Consider the following 14,330-nt stretch of genomic DNA (forward strand, 5'->3'; position numbering starts at 1 on the left):
AATCTATCTCCGCCGCCGCGTCGCGCCGGCGATCAACGCGCGCATGGCCAACAGAGAACCACCCACGACCAGCATGATAAGCGTGGAATACGCCGCCGCCTGCGAAACGAACCCGGCTTCATCCAGCCGCAGCACCGATACGGGCGCCACGCTGACCGTGGGCGTCACCAGGAAGATGACGGCCGACAGCGTCACCATCGACCGCATGAACAGGAAAAAGAACACGCCCAGCACCGTGGGCGCGATCAGGGGCAGCACCGCATCGCGCAGCACCTGCATCGTGCCACCGCCCAGGCAACTGACGGCTTCTTCCAGGGCTTGCGGCACGGCGCGCATTCCCGTCATCATCGTCAGGAATCCTTGCGTGTGATAGTGATAGAAGTTGCACAGAGCGATCAGCGCGGCGCTGCCGTACAGCGCATACAGCGGCGTGCCGGGCACGTTGAACGCAAAGATGTAGGACAGCCCCAGCACCAGGCCGGGCACGCCCACCGGCAACACCGACACTAAATAGACGATCTTGGCCCAGCCCCGCCCGATGCGGCAGACACCGAAGCTCAGGAAGAACAGCAGCAGCACACCGCCGCCGGCCGCGGCCAGCGAGAGGTACAAGGACGTCCACAAGGGGGCGTAGCCGCCGCTGACGGTGATGTCGTAGTGCTTCAGCGTCCATTCCATGCGGTACGGCCATAGCCGCATGAAGCTGGCGAAAATCACCGTGGCCACCGTCAGGATGATCGTGCCGCAGGCCAGCAGCACGCCGACGCTGAACGCGGCGTCACGCAACGGCGCTGGCTGTGGCGTCACCCGCAGGCCGCTGGGCGATGCCGAGCCGAACTGGCGTTGCGATGCCACACGTTCGATCTGCACCGAGATCAACGACGGCAGCAGCAGCAGGATGCCCACCACCGACCCCATCCCGAAATTCATCTGGCCCGACACCTGGCTGTAGATCTCCGTGGCCAGCACCCGGTAGTTGCCGCCAATCACTGCCGCATTGCCGAAATCGGTGATGGTGATGACGAACACCACGAACGCCGCGCTCAGCAATCCGAACTTGCAGTTGGGCAAGGTGATGTCGAAGAACTGGCGCGTGCCGGATGCGCCCATGACTTCGGCCGCGTCGTAATAGCGGGCGTCCATGTTGCGCAATGCGGCCTGCAGGATCAGCACGGCCTGGGGCAGGGCGTAGAACACGTTTGAAATCAGCAGGCCCCAGAAACCGTAGATGTCGACTTCCCAACCGGTCCATCGATGCACCAGCCCATTGCGCCCCAGGATGAAGATCAAGCCCAGGCCCTGCACCAGGGAAGGCGCCAGCAAGGGCAGCACCAGCGCCAGCCGCACGAGCGCCTTGCCGCGCATGCGGCTGCGGTCCAGGCCGTAGGCAACGGCAAAGCCCAGGGCGATGCTGACGATGGTGGTGGCCGCGCTCATCACAAGGCTGTTGACGGTGGCGGTCAGGATGCCGCGCGTGGCGAAGACCTCGGCATAGTTGCCCAGCCCGATCGAGCCGTCTTTTTCCACCAGACTGCGCCAGGCCACGGTGGCAAGCGGATACAGGAAGAACAGGGCCAGACCGGCCAGCGGAATCGCCACGCAGGTCCACAGCAGCAGACGGTCGGCCGACCAGGGGGCGCGGCCGGCCGGCGTCGCGACGGCCGCGCCGGCGTGCAGCGTGCTCATCGCCGCACCCCGCGAGGGGCCGTCATACGCTGACCCAGGCGCAGTGGCCCGGTTCCATGTCCAGCCGTACCGGAGCGCCGCGCGACAGGCCGGCCGCGCCATGCTGTTCCACCACCAGCTCGCGCCCTAGCCAGGCAACGCGCAGGCGCGTGAGATTGCCCATGAAGGTCATGTCCTGCACGCGGCCGGGGCCATGCTCGTCGGCGGCAATGCGCAGATTTTCCGGACGCAGGCAGGCTTCATAGCGTTCGTTCGCGCCTTCGGGGCGCGTCGCCAGCAGCTGGGGCATCGCATCGCGCACCCAATCGGTGGGCAGCAGATTGCTCAAGCCGACGAAGTTGGCCACGAAGCGGGTGCGCGGCCGCAGGTACAGGTCGGACGGCGAACCGACCTGTTCGATGCGCCCGTCGTTCATGCAGACGATCTTGTCGGCCAGCGTCAACGCTTCCTCCTGGTCGTGGGTCACCATGATCGTGGGAATCTTCAGCCGGCGTTGAACATCGTGGATCTCGGCGCGCATGTCGGTGCGGACGCGGGCATCCAGCGCCGACAGCGGCTCGTCCAGCAGGATCAGCGCGGGGTCCACGGCCAGGGCGCGCGCCAGGGCCACGCGCTGCTGTTGTCCGCCCGAGAGCTGATGCGGATAGCGCGCCGCGAAGTCGGGCAGCTTGACCAGCACCAGCAGTTCCCGCACCCGCGTGGCGATGCGGTCTCGCGATTCACCACGGATGCGCAAGCCGTAGCCCACGTTTTCGGCCACGGTCATGTTGGGAAACAAGGAGTACGACTGAAACACGATGCCGAACCCGCGCTTGCGCGCGGGCAGACCGCTCAAGTCGCGCCCGCCCAACGTGATCGTGCCGTGGTCGAACGGCAAGAGACCCGCCACGATGCGCAGCAGGGTCGTCTTGCCGCAACCGCTGGGGCCCAGCAGACAGACGAATTCGTGCTCGCCGACGGACAGATCGATATCCTCGAGCGCCACCGACGCATCGAAGGTTTTCCGTATCCCGCGCAATTCCAGATACATGGCGTCTCCCGGAGGCTTGGGCAGCGGGCGGCGCCCGCCGCCCAAACCTCAGCGCTTGATGGTGTCCTGCCAGGTCTTGATCGTTGCGTCGCGTTGCGCGGCGGACTTCTGGAAGTCCACCGGATACAGCACGGCGGTCAGGTCCTTGGGCAGGCCCGCGGCTTCGGCGGCCTTGTTGGGGGCGGCGCCGGGGATGGTGACCAGTTCCTTGTACTTGCTGTACAGGCCGCCGGCCTGTGCGGACAGGGTCCAGTCCAGGAAGCGCTTGGCATCGGCTGGGTTCTTGGCCGTCTTCATCAGTCCGGACGCCTCCAGCTCATAGCCCACCCATTGCTTGGGAATGACCATCTTGACGGGGAAGCCCTCTTCGATGGATTGCATGGCGGGGAAGGCGAACGACACGCCAATCGCGTATTCGCCCGCACGCGCCATCTTGCAGGGGCGTGATCCCGACGGCGTGTACTGCGCCACGTTTTTGTCCAGGTCCTTCAGCAGCGCCCAGCCTTTGTCATTGCCCAGGCCTTGCAACAGGGCCACGATTTGCAGGTAACCGGTGCCGGACGCCGCGGGGCTCGGGATGACGATCTCGCCCTTGTAGACGGGTTTGGCCAGGTCTTCCCATGACGTGGGCATGGGCAGGTTCTTGGATTTCAGCCGATCGGTATTCACACAGAACGCGGCGACGTAGCCGGTGGCGGCGAACCACTTGTTGTCCGGGCTCTTGTACTGGGCGGGCAGGGCGTCGATGCCCTTGGCCGCATAGGGTTCCAGCAAACTCTGCAAGCGCGGGTCCAGCATGTTGCTGACGGCAAAGCCCCAGATCACATCCTGCTGCGGATTGGCCGCTTCAGCGATCAGGCGGGCGCCCAGATCGCCGGTGGACAGGCGCAGCACGTTGACCTTCACGTCCGGCATGGCCGCGTTGGCCGCCTTCAGATACGCCGCGATCTCGTCTTCCTCCAGCGCGGTGTAGACGGTGATGGCTCCCGCATGAGCGGCCGCCTGTGCATAACTTAGGGAAATTACTGCAACCACAACGCTAAGCTTCTTCATACATTGCATGATGGGACTCCGGTTGGAATGCACGGCAACGGTGTGAGCTACTGATGCGGACGGCGACCTTCCTGAACAGCGGGGGAGGTTGCAGTTTTAGGTATATTTGCAAATTTGGGGCAACGTGTCTAGACTGGAAAAACCCCTGGGAGCACATTGATGCAAACGTCCGCCGCGCTGCCGGCGCAGCAACTGGCCGAATACTCCTCGTTCGCGCAAACCCTCGCGGATCGCGTCCGGCCCTTGTCCCGCAAGTGGTTCCGGCACCCGCTGTCCGTCGATACCAAGGCAGACGAAAGCCCCGTTACGCAAGCCGACCGCGAAGTCGAGGCCGCCTTGCGCGAGGCCATCGCACAGCACTATCCCCAACACGGCATCTTTGGCGAAGAGTTCGGCGCATTGCATGCCGAGGCCGAACTGGTGTGGTCGTTGGACCCCATCGATGGCACCCGCGCCTTCATTTCGGGCAACCCCTTGTGGGGCACGCTGTTGGCGTTGCTGCATCAGGGCCGCCCCGTGCTTGGACTGGTCGATATCCCCATGCTCCAGGAACGCTGGATCGGCGCGGCCGGTTCGTCGACGCGGCTGAACGGCGAGATCTGCCAGACCAGCGCCTGCACAGAACTTCGCGATGCGATCCTGTACGCCACGTCGCCCGACATCTTCGAAGGCGCGGAGGTCGCGGCGTTCGATGCCTTGACGCAGGCTGCGCGCATGCGCCGCTATGGCGGCGACTGTTACAGCTACGGGCTGCTGGCCAGCGGCCATGTCGACCTGGTGGTCGAGGCTGGCCTGCAACCCTATGACTATCTGGCGCTGATGCCCGTGATCGAAGGCGCGGGCGGCGTCATTACCGATTGGTCGGGGCAGCCGCTCAGCCTCGAATCGCAGGGCCGCGTCGTCGCGGCCGCCACGCCGCAACTGCATCGCCAGGCGATGCGGGTGCTGGGGGCGGCCATGACCTGAGTGCCGCGCCGCCCGCCCGCAGTTCAACGCAACGCTTCAGCCACAAAGGTGAACGAGCATGCATGCACTAGGGGTAGCAACGGTGGAAGACGCAGAGCGGCTGGTGCAAGCCAGCCCGCTCTCGCATATCAAGGTGGGCTTGTCCGACGTCGATGGCGTCATGTTGGGAAAGTACCTGCGGCGCGACAAGTTCCTGGCCGGATTGCGATCCGGCCTGGCGTTCTGCGACGTGGTGTTCGGCTGGGACCTGGATGACCAGCTCTACGACAACACCAAGTACACCGGCTGGCACACCGCCTATCCTGACGCCAAGCTGCGCATCGTGCCGCAGACGGGCCGGCGGCTGCCGCTGGAGCAAGGGCCTGGCGGCGAAGACATGTTGCTGTTCCTTGCCGAATTCGAAGGCGACGCGGCCGCCATCTGTCCGCGCCGGCTGTTGCACCGCACGCTGGAACGGGCGGCGGACATGGGCTACGACGTCTACGCCGCGCTGGAATACGAGTTCTTCATGTTTCGCGAAACCCCGCATTCGGTGCGCGCGAAAAACTATCGCAACATGGAGAACTGGACGCCGGGAAACTTCGGCTATTCCATGCTGCGCAGCACCGTCGAAGGCGACTTCTACCGCAAGCTGCTGGACATGTGCGAGCGCATGGACATGCCCATCGAATGTCTGCACACCGAAACCGGGCCGGGTGTGCTGGAAGCGGCCATCGCCGTGGATCGGGCGGCTGCGGCGGCCGACAAGGCTTTCCTGTTCAAGACCTTCACGAAGGCGCTGGCGCAGCAGAACGGGCTGATGGCGACCTTCATGGCGAAATGGTCGCACGACCATCCTGGCCAAAGCGGCCACATTCATTTGTCGTTGCGCGACAGGAAGAGCGGCCATTCGGCGTTCTACGACGAGTCCCAGCCGCACGGCATGAGCGCGGCGCAGGCCTCCTTCATGGCGGGCGTGCAGCGTTACCTGCCGGAATTCATGGCGCTGTACGCGCAGACCATCAACAGCTATTCGCGCCTGGTGCCGGGCTATTGGGCGCCGCTGGACGCCACCTGGGGCATGGAAAACCGCACGACCGCGCTGCGGCTCATCCCCGGCAGCGACAAGTCACAGCGCGTCGAAGTGCGCATCGGCTCGGCGGACGCCAATCCCTACCTGGCGTTATCCGCAGCCCTGGCCTCGGGCCTGTACGGCATTGAGCAGGGCTTGAAACCCGAACCCATGGTGCAGGGCAATGCCTACACCCAGCAATTCCCCACGCATCTGCGCCTGCCCACGACCCTGTGGGAAGCGGCGCAGCGCCTGCGCGAATCCGATGCGGCCCGCCATCTGTTCGGCGCCCCTTTCGTCGATCACTACGTGGCGACGCGGGAATGGGAAGAGCGGCAGTTCAGGCGCCACGTGACCGATTGGGAGCTGGCGCGTTACTTCGAAATCATCTGACCCCGTCCAATCGCTAGCCTAGGGCCGCCATGACTCAGGAACTCATCACCATCAGTCCCATCGACGGGCGCGAAGTCGTGCGCCGCGCCTACGCCAGCGAAGCGCAGATCGCACAGGCCTTGGCGCAGGCGCAGTCCGCGCAGGCCGGGTGGCAGGCGCTTGGCATTGCGGAGCGGGGGCGCGTCGTCTCAGCGGCGGTCGACCGTTTTGTCGCGGCCAAGGACGAGATTGCGCGGGCCATCACGATCCAGATGGGGCGCCCCTTGCGCTACACGCCGGGCGAAGTCGCCGGATTCGAAGCGCGCGCGCGCCACATGATTTCGATCGCGGACGAGGCGCTGGCGCCCATCCGCGTACCCGAGCAGGCTGGATTCACGCGCTTCATCCGCCGCGAACCCATCGGTGTGGCCCTGACCATCGCACCGTGGAACTACCCGTTGCTGACGGCGGTAAACAGCATCGTTCCGGCGTTGATGGCGGGCAACACCGTCATCCTGAAGCATTCCGATCAGACCCCCTTGTGCGCGGAACTGCTGGATCGCGCATTCCGCGATGCCGGTGCGCCCAAGGGTGTCTTCCAATACCTGCATGCCAACCACGATACCGTTCAGCGGCTGATCCGCGCGCCCGAGATCGGCTACGTGTCGTTCACGGGCTCGGTGCGGGGCGGACGCATTGTCGAGGAAAGCGCGGCGGGGCGTTTCATCGGCGTGGGGTTGGAGTTGGGCGGCAACGATCCGGCCTATGTGCGCGCGGACGCCAAACTGGACCACGCCGTCGAGTCCCTGGTGGACGGTGCTTTCTTCAACTCGGGCCAATCCTGCTGCGGCATTCAGCGCATCTATGTCGCGCGGCCGCTGTACGACGAGTTCATCGACCGCGCCGTAGCCTTGACCAACAATTACGTGTTGGGAAATCCGCTGCATGCCGACACGACGCTGGGGCCGGTCGTTCGGGTTCGCGCCGCTGCTGAAATTCGCGACGTCATTGCCGAAGCGGTTTCGGCCGGCGCACAAAACCTGATCGATCATTCGCATTTCAATAATGCGAGTAAAGATTCGCCTTATGTTGCGCCAGCCCTGCTTACGCGAGTAAATCATCGCATGCGAATAATGAGCGAAGAGTGTTTCGGCCCGGTCGTCGGCATCATGCCGGTGGACACCGATGACGAGGCCGTCACGCTGATGAACGACAGCCCCTATGGCCTGACGGCCGCGGTGTTCACGCAGGACGAACAGGCAGCCTTGATGCTCGGCCAGCAAGTGCGAACCGGCACCTTTTTCATGAATCGCTGCGACTATCTTGACCCCGCGCTGGCCTGGACCGGCGTCAAGAACACGGGGCGGGGCGCGTCCTTGTCTGTCCTTGGCTACGAGCAGCTCACGCAAGCGAAATCCTTCCATCTGCGCAGCGTCTGAAAAAACGTCTTCAGGAATCGAACCATGACTGTCCCCAGCGTCAATTGGAACTATCCCACGGCCATCAAGGTGGGCCCCGGTCGCATCAAGGAACTGGCGGATTGGTGCGGCGAACTCGGCATGAGGCGGCCATTGCTCGTCACCGACCCAGGCCTTGCCGCGCTACCGATGGTGGGAGACAGCGTGCGCGCCTGCCGCCAGGCGGGCCTGGAGTGTGGCTTGTTCCACGAGGTCAAAGGCAATCCGACGGGCCGCAATGTTGAAGATGGCGTGGCGGCCTATAAGCAGGGCCGCCACGATGGCGTGATTGCCTTTGGGGGCGGTTCGGCGCTGGACGCGGCGAAGGCAATCGCATTGATGGTGGGGCAGAAACGGCCCTTGTGGGACTTCGAGGATATCGGCGACAACTACCAGCGCGTGAACGTGGCCGGGATGGCGCCGGTCGTTGCGGTGCCGACCACGGCAGGCACGGGTTCCGAAGTGGGACGCGCCTCCGTCATCACGGATGAGGCCGCACAGGTCAAGCGCATCATCTTTCATGCCCGCATGTTGCCGTCCATCGTCATCCTGGACCCGGAGTTGACCGTCGGCCTGCCGGCCAGGATCACCGCGGCCACCGGCATGGACGCGCTGTCGCACAACCTGGAGGCCTATTGTTCGCCGTTCTTTCATCCGATGGCGGCGGGTATTGCCATCGAAGGCATGCGCATGGTCAAGGACTATCTGCCGCGGGCGGTGGCCGACGGCACCGATTTGCAAGCCCGCCAGCAGATGCTGGTGGCTTCCAGCATGGGCGCAACGGCTTTCCAGCGCGGACTGGGCGCCATGCACGCCCTGGCGCATCCGCTGGGCGCGCTATACGACGCGCACCATGGCATGTTGAATGCCATCCTGATGCCCTATGTGCTGAAAGCCAACCAGCAGGCGGTGGCGCCGCGGCTGGAAGCACTGGCGCGCTATCTGGATCTGCCCGCCACGGGCCCGGGGGCGGTGCTGGACTGGGTGCTGCGCCTGCGCGAGGCCGTCGGCATCCCGCACACGCTGGCGGATATTGGCATCGACGAGGCTCAGGTGGAACGGGTAGGGCGGATGGCCGCTGAAGATCCGTCGGCCGGGAGCAACCCCGTCAACTTCACGGCGGATGACTATTCAAAACTTTTGCGTGCATCAATTCGCGGAAACCTGTAAGCTTCGCCCCCTCTGCGCGGAAACGCGAGTGGTTGAACGAAAGTTTTGAATATTTTCATCCGATGGGTTTGACAGCGGATTTGAAAGTGTTCATAATCTCAAGTTCTCCGCTGGAGGGGTGCCCGAGTGGTTAAAGGGGGCAGACTGTAAATCTGTTGGCCTTGCGCCTACATTGGTTCGAATCCAATCTCCTCCACCAGAGACCCAACTCTGAATCCAGGCGATGTCTGCCTGGATTTTAAAATTAGGCCTAGGGAACTGGGCGGCCTTCGCAAAGAAGGTTGTAAGGTTCCCCGGGCCTTGATTTTGAAAGGTTTGGGAAAGAGAAGGTGAATGGGTATGCCGCGGGTGTAGCTCAATGGTAGAGCAGAAGCCTTCCAAGCTTACGACGAGGGTTCGATTCCCTTCACCCGCTCCAAGATTTTTAAATGCCCATGTGGCTCAGTGGTAGAGCACTCCCTTGGTAAGGGAGAGGTCGCGCGTTCGATCCGCGCCATGGGCACCACAAATTTCCAAGTTCTTTTCTTCAGTCTGAAGCGCAATCCAGGTCAGGAGTCAGCCATGGCAAAAGGCAAGTTTGAACGTACCAAGCCGCACGTGAACGTGGGTACGATTGGTCACGTTGACCACGGCAAAACGACGTTGACGGCAGCTATCACGACCGTTCTGTCGAACAAGTTCGGTGGCGAAGCCAAGGGCTACGACCAGATCGATGCGACTCCTGAAGAAAAGGCTCGCGGCATCACGATCAACACCGCCCACGTCGAGTACGAAACGCAAGCGCGCCACTACGCGCACGTTGACTGCCCGGGCCACGCTGACTATGTGAAGAACATGATCACGGGCGCGGCGCAAATGGACGGCGCGATCCTGGTGGTTTCGGCCGCTGACGGCCCGATGCCGCAAACTCGTGAACACATCCTGCTGAGCCGCCAAGTTGGCGTGCCGTACATCATCGTCTTCCTGAACAAGGCTGACATGGTTGACGACGCCGAGCTGCTCGAGCTGGTGGAAATGGAAGTTCGCGAACTTCTGTCGAAGTACGACTTCCCGGGTGATGACACCCCGATCGTCAAGGGTTCGGCCAAGCTGGCGCTGGAAGGCGACAAGGGCGAACTGGGCGAGCAAGCGATCATGGCCTTGGCCGATGCGCTGGATTCGTACATCCCGACGCCTGAGCGTGCCGTTGACGGCGCGTTCCTGATGCCGGTTGAAGACGTGTTCTCGATCTCTGGCCGCGGCACCGTCGTGACCGGTCGTATCGAACGCGGCATCGTCAAGGTCGGCGAAGAAATCGAAATCGTGGGCCTGGTGCCGACGGTCAAGACGACTTGCACGGGCGTTGAAATGTTCCGCAAGCTGCTCGACCAAGGTCAAGCTGGCGACAACGTGGGCATCCTGCTGCGCGGCACCAAGCGTGAAGACGTCCAGCGCGGCCAAGTTCTGGCCAAGCCGGGCTCGATCACCCCGCACACGGACTTCACGTCCGAGGTGTACATCCTGTCCAAGGAAGAAGGCGGCCGTCACACTCCGTTCTTCCAAGGCTATCGTCCCCAGTTCTACTTCCGCACGACGGACGTGACGGGCACGATCGAGCTGCCGGCCGACAAGGAAATGGTTCTGCCGGGCGACAACGTGGCCATGACGGTCAAGCTGTTGGCTCCGATCGCCATGGAAGAAGGCCTGCGTTTCGCCATTCGTGAAGGCGGTCGTACCGTCGGCGCCGGCGTCGTCGCCAAGATCCTGAAGTAAGCAATACCCAAGTGGGTAGAGTGGACGAAATGTCCCTCTACCCATTTTTGCCGTAAAAGTGTTATGATGTTTGGCTCCGTGATCGTTTGCGCCAAATTGCCTGAAAGGGTAGGTTTGAGCGGCAGGTCCGGAAAGCCAGTGAATGTAGTGCAAGCCAGTAGTGTTTTAGGGGCATAGCTCAATTGGCAGAGCGTCGGTCTCCAAAACCGAAGGTTGTAGGTTCGATTCCTACTGCCCCTGCCACCGCCAGGATAAACCCGCGGGAGATTATCGCGAGTTACGCATTCACGGCGGCTCGCGTCGCAATATGTCTAATACCAGCGTAGAAACCGTAACCAGTACCGCCGACCGGGTCAAGCTCGGGCTGGCGGTTCTCGTCGTTATTGCTGGCATCGTCGGGTTTTCCGTGCTTAGCGCACAGCCGATGCCTGCACGTGTCGGCGTATTTGTCGGCGGCCTCGTGATCGCAGCTGCGATTGCCTGGTTCAGCGAACCCGGTCGCCGCACCCTGAGCTTCGCCAGCGAGTCCTACAACGAAGTCAAGCGTGTCGCATGGCCCACTCGCAAGGAAACGACCCAGATGACGGGTATCGTTTTCGCGTTTGTGGCTGTCATGGGCATTTTCATGTGGGTGCTCGATAAGGGCATCGAATGGATTCTCTACGGCCTGTTGTTGGGCTGGAAATAAGGACGGCGAATGAGTAAGCGTTGGTATGTCGTCCATGTGTATTCCGGCATGGAAAAGAGCGTTCACAAGGCCCTGATCGAGCGCATCGAGCGCGCGGCCTTGCAAACGTCCTTTGGCCGCATTCTTGTGCCCTCCGAGGAAGTCGTCGAGGTCAAGGGTGGTCAGAAGTCGATCACCGAACGCCGCATTTTCCCCGGTTATGTCCTGGTTGAAATGGACCTGACCGACGAAACGTGGCATTTGGTCAAGAACACGAACCGCGTCACCGGCTTTTTGGGTGGCTCGGGCAACCGTCCGACCCCGATTTCCGAAAAGGAAGTCGAGAAGATCCTCTCCCAGATGGAAGAGGGTGTCGAGAAACCCCGTCCCAAGATTCTGTTTGAAGTGGGCGAGATGGTTCGGGTCAAGGAAGGTCCGTTTGCTGACTTCAACGGCAACGTTGAAGAAGTCAATTACGAAAAGAGCAAGGTGCGTGTGTCGGTCACCATTTTTGGTCGTGCCACACCCGTCGAACTCGATTTCAGCCAGGTCGAAAAGACCTGATTTCAACCCCCGGGGAGCTCAGGCCAATAAGGCTTGGGCGATATAACCCGCAAGGAGCAAAGCATGGCGAAGAAGATCGTCGGCTTTATCAAGCTGCAAGTACCGGCTGGTAAGGCTAACCCCTCCCCCCCGATTGGCCCGGCACTGGGTCAACGTGGCCTGAACATCATGGAATTCTGCAAGGCGTTCAACGCCAAGACCCAAGGCATGGAGCCTGGTCTGCCGATTCCGGTGGTGATCACCGCCTTCGCGGACAAGAGCTTCACCTTCATCATGAAGACCCCGCCCGCGACGGTCCTCATCAAGAAGGCCGCCGGCGTGCAAAAGGGTTCGCCCAAGCCGCATACCGACAAGGTTGGCACGCTGACGCGCGCTCAAGCTGAAGAAATCGCCAAGGCCAAGGGCCCCGATCTGACCGCCGCTGATCTGGACGCCGCTGTGCGCACGATCGCTGGCAGCGCCCGCAGCATGGGCATCACGGTTGAGGGGATCTAATCATGGCAAAACTGTCGAAGCGCGCCGCCGCTATTGCACAAAAGATCGACCGCACCAAGCTGTACCCGGTCGCTGAAGCCCTGACGCTGGTCAAGGAAACCGCTGTTGCCAAGTTCAATGAATCCATTGACGTGGCTGTTCAGCTGGGCATTGACCCGAAGAAGTCGGACCAACTGGTTCGCGGTTCGGTTGTTCTGCCCGCTGGCACCGGCAAGTCGGTTCGCGTTGCCGTGTTCGCCCAAGGCGAAAAGGCTGAAGCTGCCAAGGCCGCTGGCGCCGACATCGTCGGCCTGGACGACCTGGCTGACCAGATCAAGGCCGGTCAAATGGACTTTGACGTCGTCATCGCCTCGCCCGACACGATGCGTGTCGTGGGTGCCCTGGGCCAGATCCTGGGTCCCCGTGGCCTGATGCCGAACCCGAAGGTCGGCACCGTGACGCCTGACGTCGCCACCGCTGTCAAGAACGCCAAGGCCGGTCAGGTTCAGTACCGTACCGACAAGGCTGGCATCATCCACGCAACGATCGGCCGTGCGTCGTTCGGCGTGGAACAGCTGCAAACCAACCTGGCCGCTCTGGTCGACGCCCTGCAAAAGGCTCGTCCCGCAGCTGCCAAGGGCATTTATCTGCGCAAGCTGGCCGTTTCGTCCACGATGGGCGGCGGTGCTCGCGTTGAAATTGCCTCGCTGTCGGCTTCCAACTAAGCCAACAGCAGTAAACGTACTTTGGGCTGCATCCGGATTCCTCCGGATGTTGCTGTCAAAGACCGCTGGAGCAGGGTGGTGGAAGGGTTCTCCCTTCTGTACAGAAAGCAGCATCCCCGCTGCCCCGCTTAATCCCGAAGCTCACATAGTTCGGATCCAGCGTAGACGGCGTCCCCAGGAAGATTTCTTTACACGAAGAACTCGACCAGGCGCCGCATTCGGTTGACGCGCAAGGCTTAGGCCCCAGGCGTCTTTTGATGGAGTGTTCAAACCGTGAGTCTCAATCGTCAAGAGAAAGCGGTGGTAATCGAGGAAGTCTCGGCTGAAGTCGCCAAGGCCCAATCGATTGTTATCGCTGAGTACCGTGGTCTGGACGTCGCCTCTGTCACCGTACTGCGCAAAACTGCGCGTGAATCGGGCGTGTATCTGCGTGTTCTGAAGAACTCGCTGGCCCGTCGTGCTGTTGCCGGCACGGCTTTCGAGCCGTTGGCTGAGCAACTGACCGGTCCGCTGATCTATGGTATCAGCACTGATCCGGTTTCGGCGGCCAAGGTCATCGCTGGTTTCGCGAAAAGCAACGACAAGCTGGTCATCAAGGCGGGCGCATTGCCCAACAGCCTGCTGACTCAAGATGGTGTGAAGGCCTTGGCCACCATGCCCTCCCGCGAAGAGTTGCTGTCGAAACTGCTTGGCACCATGCAAGCCCCGATCGCGCAATTCGTGCGTACGCTCAACGAAGTTCCGACCAAGTTCGCCCGTGGCCTCGCGGCTGTGCGCGACCAAAAGGCAGCGGCCTAATCGCCCTGCTGTCCGGAATTCGCTGAACGACGAAGCGACACCCAAACCCTGGCATTACCAAAATATTTGGAGTTCTGAAAAATGGCACTTAACAAAGCTGAAATCCTTGACGCCATCGCTGGCATGACCGTGCTCGAGCTGTCCGAGCTGATCAAGGAAATGGAAGAGAAGTTCGGCGTGTCGGCTGCTGCCGCTGCTGTCGCTGTCGCTGCTCCCGCTGCTGGTGGCGCTGCCGCCGCTGCTGAAGAGCAAACCGAGTTCAACGTCGTCCTGCTGGAAGCCGGCGCGAACAAGGTTAGCGTCATCAAGGCCGTGCGCGAGCTGACCGGTCTGGGTCTGAAGGAAGCCAAGGACCTGGTTGACGGCGCTCCGAAGCCCGTCAAGGAAGCTGTGGCCAAGGCTGACGCCGAAGCCGCCAAGAAGAAGCTGGAAGAAGCTGGCGCCAAGGTCGAAGTCAAGTAAGACCTGCGTCAACTGCCCGGGGACAGCACAGTTTGCAGTCCCCGGGCTTTTGCGTTTCCAGGAAACCCCTACTGGGGTCATGCCCTTTCAGAGGGGTTTCCTG

The 14,330-nt window shown here is 62.1% G+C and carries 14 protein-coding genes and 4 tRNA genes; 15 read left to right on the plus strand and 3 right to left on the minus strand.

Going from position 1 to position 14,330, the window contains the following annotated elements; translation table 11 throughout:
* Positions 1 to 3 precede the first annotated feature (3 nt).
* The 3 genes from HV753_RS18390 to HV753_RS18400 are packed head-to-tail and all read right to left on the minus strand — an operon-like array spanning position 4 to position 3,778.
* Positions 4 to 1,686, minus strand: coding sequence for an ABC transporter permease subunit (locus HV753_RS18390; RefSeq protein ID WP_175176052.1), 1,683 nt, complete (start codon positions 1,684 to 1,686; stop codon positions 4 to 6).
* 22 nt (positions 1,687 to 1,708) lie between these two features.
* Positions 1,709 to 2,716 (minus strand): ABC transporter ATP-binding protein, encoded by a 1,008-nt coding sequence (locus HV753_RS18395; protein ID WP_175176053.1) that lies wholly within the window; start codon positions 2,714 to 2,716, stop codon positions 1,709 to 1,711.
* Positions 2,717 to 2,764: 48 nt separating this feature from the next.
* On the minus strand, positions 2,765 to 3,778 hold the full coding sequence (locus HV753_RS18400; RefSeq protein WP_175176054.1) for an ABC transporter substrate-binding protein: 1,014 nt from the start codon (positions 3,776 to 3,778) through the stop codon (positions 2,765 to 2,767).
* 150 nt (positions 3,779 to 3,928) lie between these two features.
* On the opposite strand from HV753_RS18400, the gene hisN reads away from it, so the two are divergent.
* From hisN to rplL, 15 genes are all read left to right on the plus strand, one after another.
* On the plus strand, positions 3,929 to 4,735 hold the full coding sequence (gene hisN / locus HV753_RS18405) for a histidinol-phosphatase (protein WP_175176055.1): 807 nt from the start codon (positions 3,929 to 3,931) through the stop codon (positions 4,733 to 4,735).
* A gap of 58 nt (positions 4,736 to 4,793) precedes the next feature.
* Entirely contained in the window at positions 4,794 to 6,179 is a 1,386-nt protein-coding gene (locus HV753_RS18410; protein WP_175176056.1) for a glutamine synthetase family protein, read from the plus strand.
* A gap of 29 nt (positions 6,180 to 6,208) precedes the next feature.
* A complete protein-coding gene (locus tag HV753_RS18415; protein WP_175176057.1) occupies positions 6,209 to 7,597 on the plus strand; it encodes an aldehyde dehydrogenase family protein in 1,389 nt (462 codons plus the stop codon).
* Positions 7,598 to 7,621: 24 nt separating this feature from the next.
* Positions 7,622 to 8,785, plus strand: coding sequence for an iron-containing alcohol dehydrogenase (locus HV753_RS18420; protein ID WP_175176058.1), 1,164 nt, complete (start codon positions 7,622 to 7,624; stop codon positions 8,783 to 8,785).
* A gap of 112 nt (positions 8,786 to 8,897) precedes the next feature.
* Positions 8,898 to 8,984 (plus strand) — tRNA-Tyr (locus HV753_RS18425).
* 145 nt (positions 8,985 to 9,129) lie between these two features.
* Positions 9,130 to 9,203: transfer RNA gene (locus HV753_RS18430), tRNA-Gly, on the plus strand.
* 12 nt (positions 9,204 to 9,215) lie between these two features.
* Positions 9,216 to 9,290, plus strand: a tRNA-Thr gene (locus HV753_RS18435).
* A 56-nt stretch (positions 9,291 to 9,346) separates the two neighbouring features.
* Positions 9,347 to 10,537 (plus strand): elongation factor Tu, encoded by a 1,191-nt coding sequence (gene tuf, locus HV753_RS18440; RefSeq protein ID WP_054420859.1) that lies wholly within the window; start codon positions 9,347 to 9,349, stop codon positions 10,535 to 10,537.
* A 167-nt stretch (positions 10,538 to 10,704) separates the two neighbouring features.
* Positions 10,705 to 10,780, plus strand: a tRNA-Trp gene (locus HV753_RS18445).
* 64 nt (positions 10,781 to 10,844) lie between these two features.
* Positions 10,845 to 11,225 (plus strand): preprotein translocase subunit SecE, encoded by a 381-nt coding sequence (secE, locus tag HV753_RS18450; protein WP_057285234.1) that lies wholly within the window; start codon positions 10,845 to 10,847, stop codon positions 11,223 to 11,225.
* A gap of 9 nt (positions 11,226 to 11,234) precedes the next feature.
* Complete coding sequence (nusG, locus tag HV753_RS18455) at positions 11,235 to 11,768, plus strand: transcription termination/antitermination protein NusG (RefSeq protein WP_105555685.1); 534 nt, start codon at positions 11,235 to 11,237, stop codon at positions 11,766 to 11,768.
* 63 nt (positions 11,769 to 11,831) lie between these two features.
* The gene (rplK, locus tag HV753_RS18460) at positions 11,832 to 12,263 is read left to right on the plus strand and encodes a 50S ribosomal protein L11 (RefSeq protein WP_046806050.1); all 432 of its coding nucleotides are present in this window, start codon (positions 11,832 to 11,834) and stop codon (positions 12,261 to 12,263) included.
* A gap of 2 nt (positions 12,264 to 12,265) precedes the next feature.
* A complete protein-coding gene (rplA, locus tag HV753_RS18465) occupies positions 12,266 to 12,967 on the plus strand; it encodes a 50S ribosomal protein L1 (RefSeq protein ID WP_006216574.1) in 702 nt (233 codons plus the stop codon).
* A gap of 273 nt (positions 12,968 to 13,240) precedes the next feature.
* A complete protein-coding gene (gene rplJ, locus HV753_RS18470; protein WP_006216572.1) occupies positions 13,241 to 13,765 on the plus strand; it encodes a 50S ribosomal protein L10 in 525 nt (174 codons plus the stop codon).
* An 81-nt stretch (positions 13,766 to 13,846) separates the two neighbouring features.
* Positions 13,847 to 14,227, plus strand: coding sequence for a 50S ribosomal protein L7/L12 (gene rplL, locus HV753_RS18475; RefSeq protein ID WP_006216571.1), 381 nt, complete (start codon positions 13,847 to 13,849; stop codon positions 14,225 to 14,227).
* The last annotated feature ends 103 nt before the right edge of the window (positions 14,228 to 14,330 follow it).

Origin of the sequence: Achromobacter pestifer (assembly GCF_902859625.1) — a bacterium.
Classification (GTDB): domain Bacteria; phylum Pseudomonadota; class Gammaproteobacteria; order Burkholderiales; family Burkholderiaceae_B; genus Achromobacter; species Achromobacter pestifer.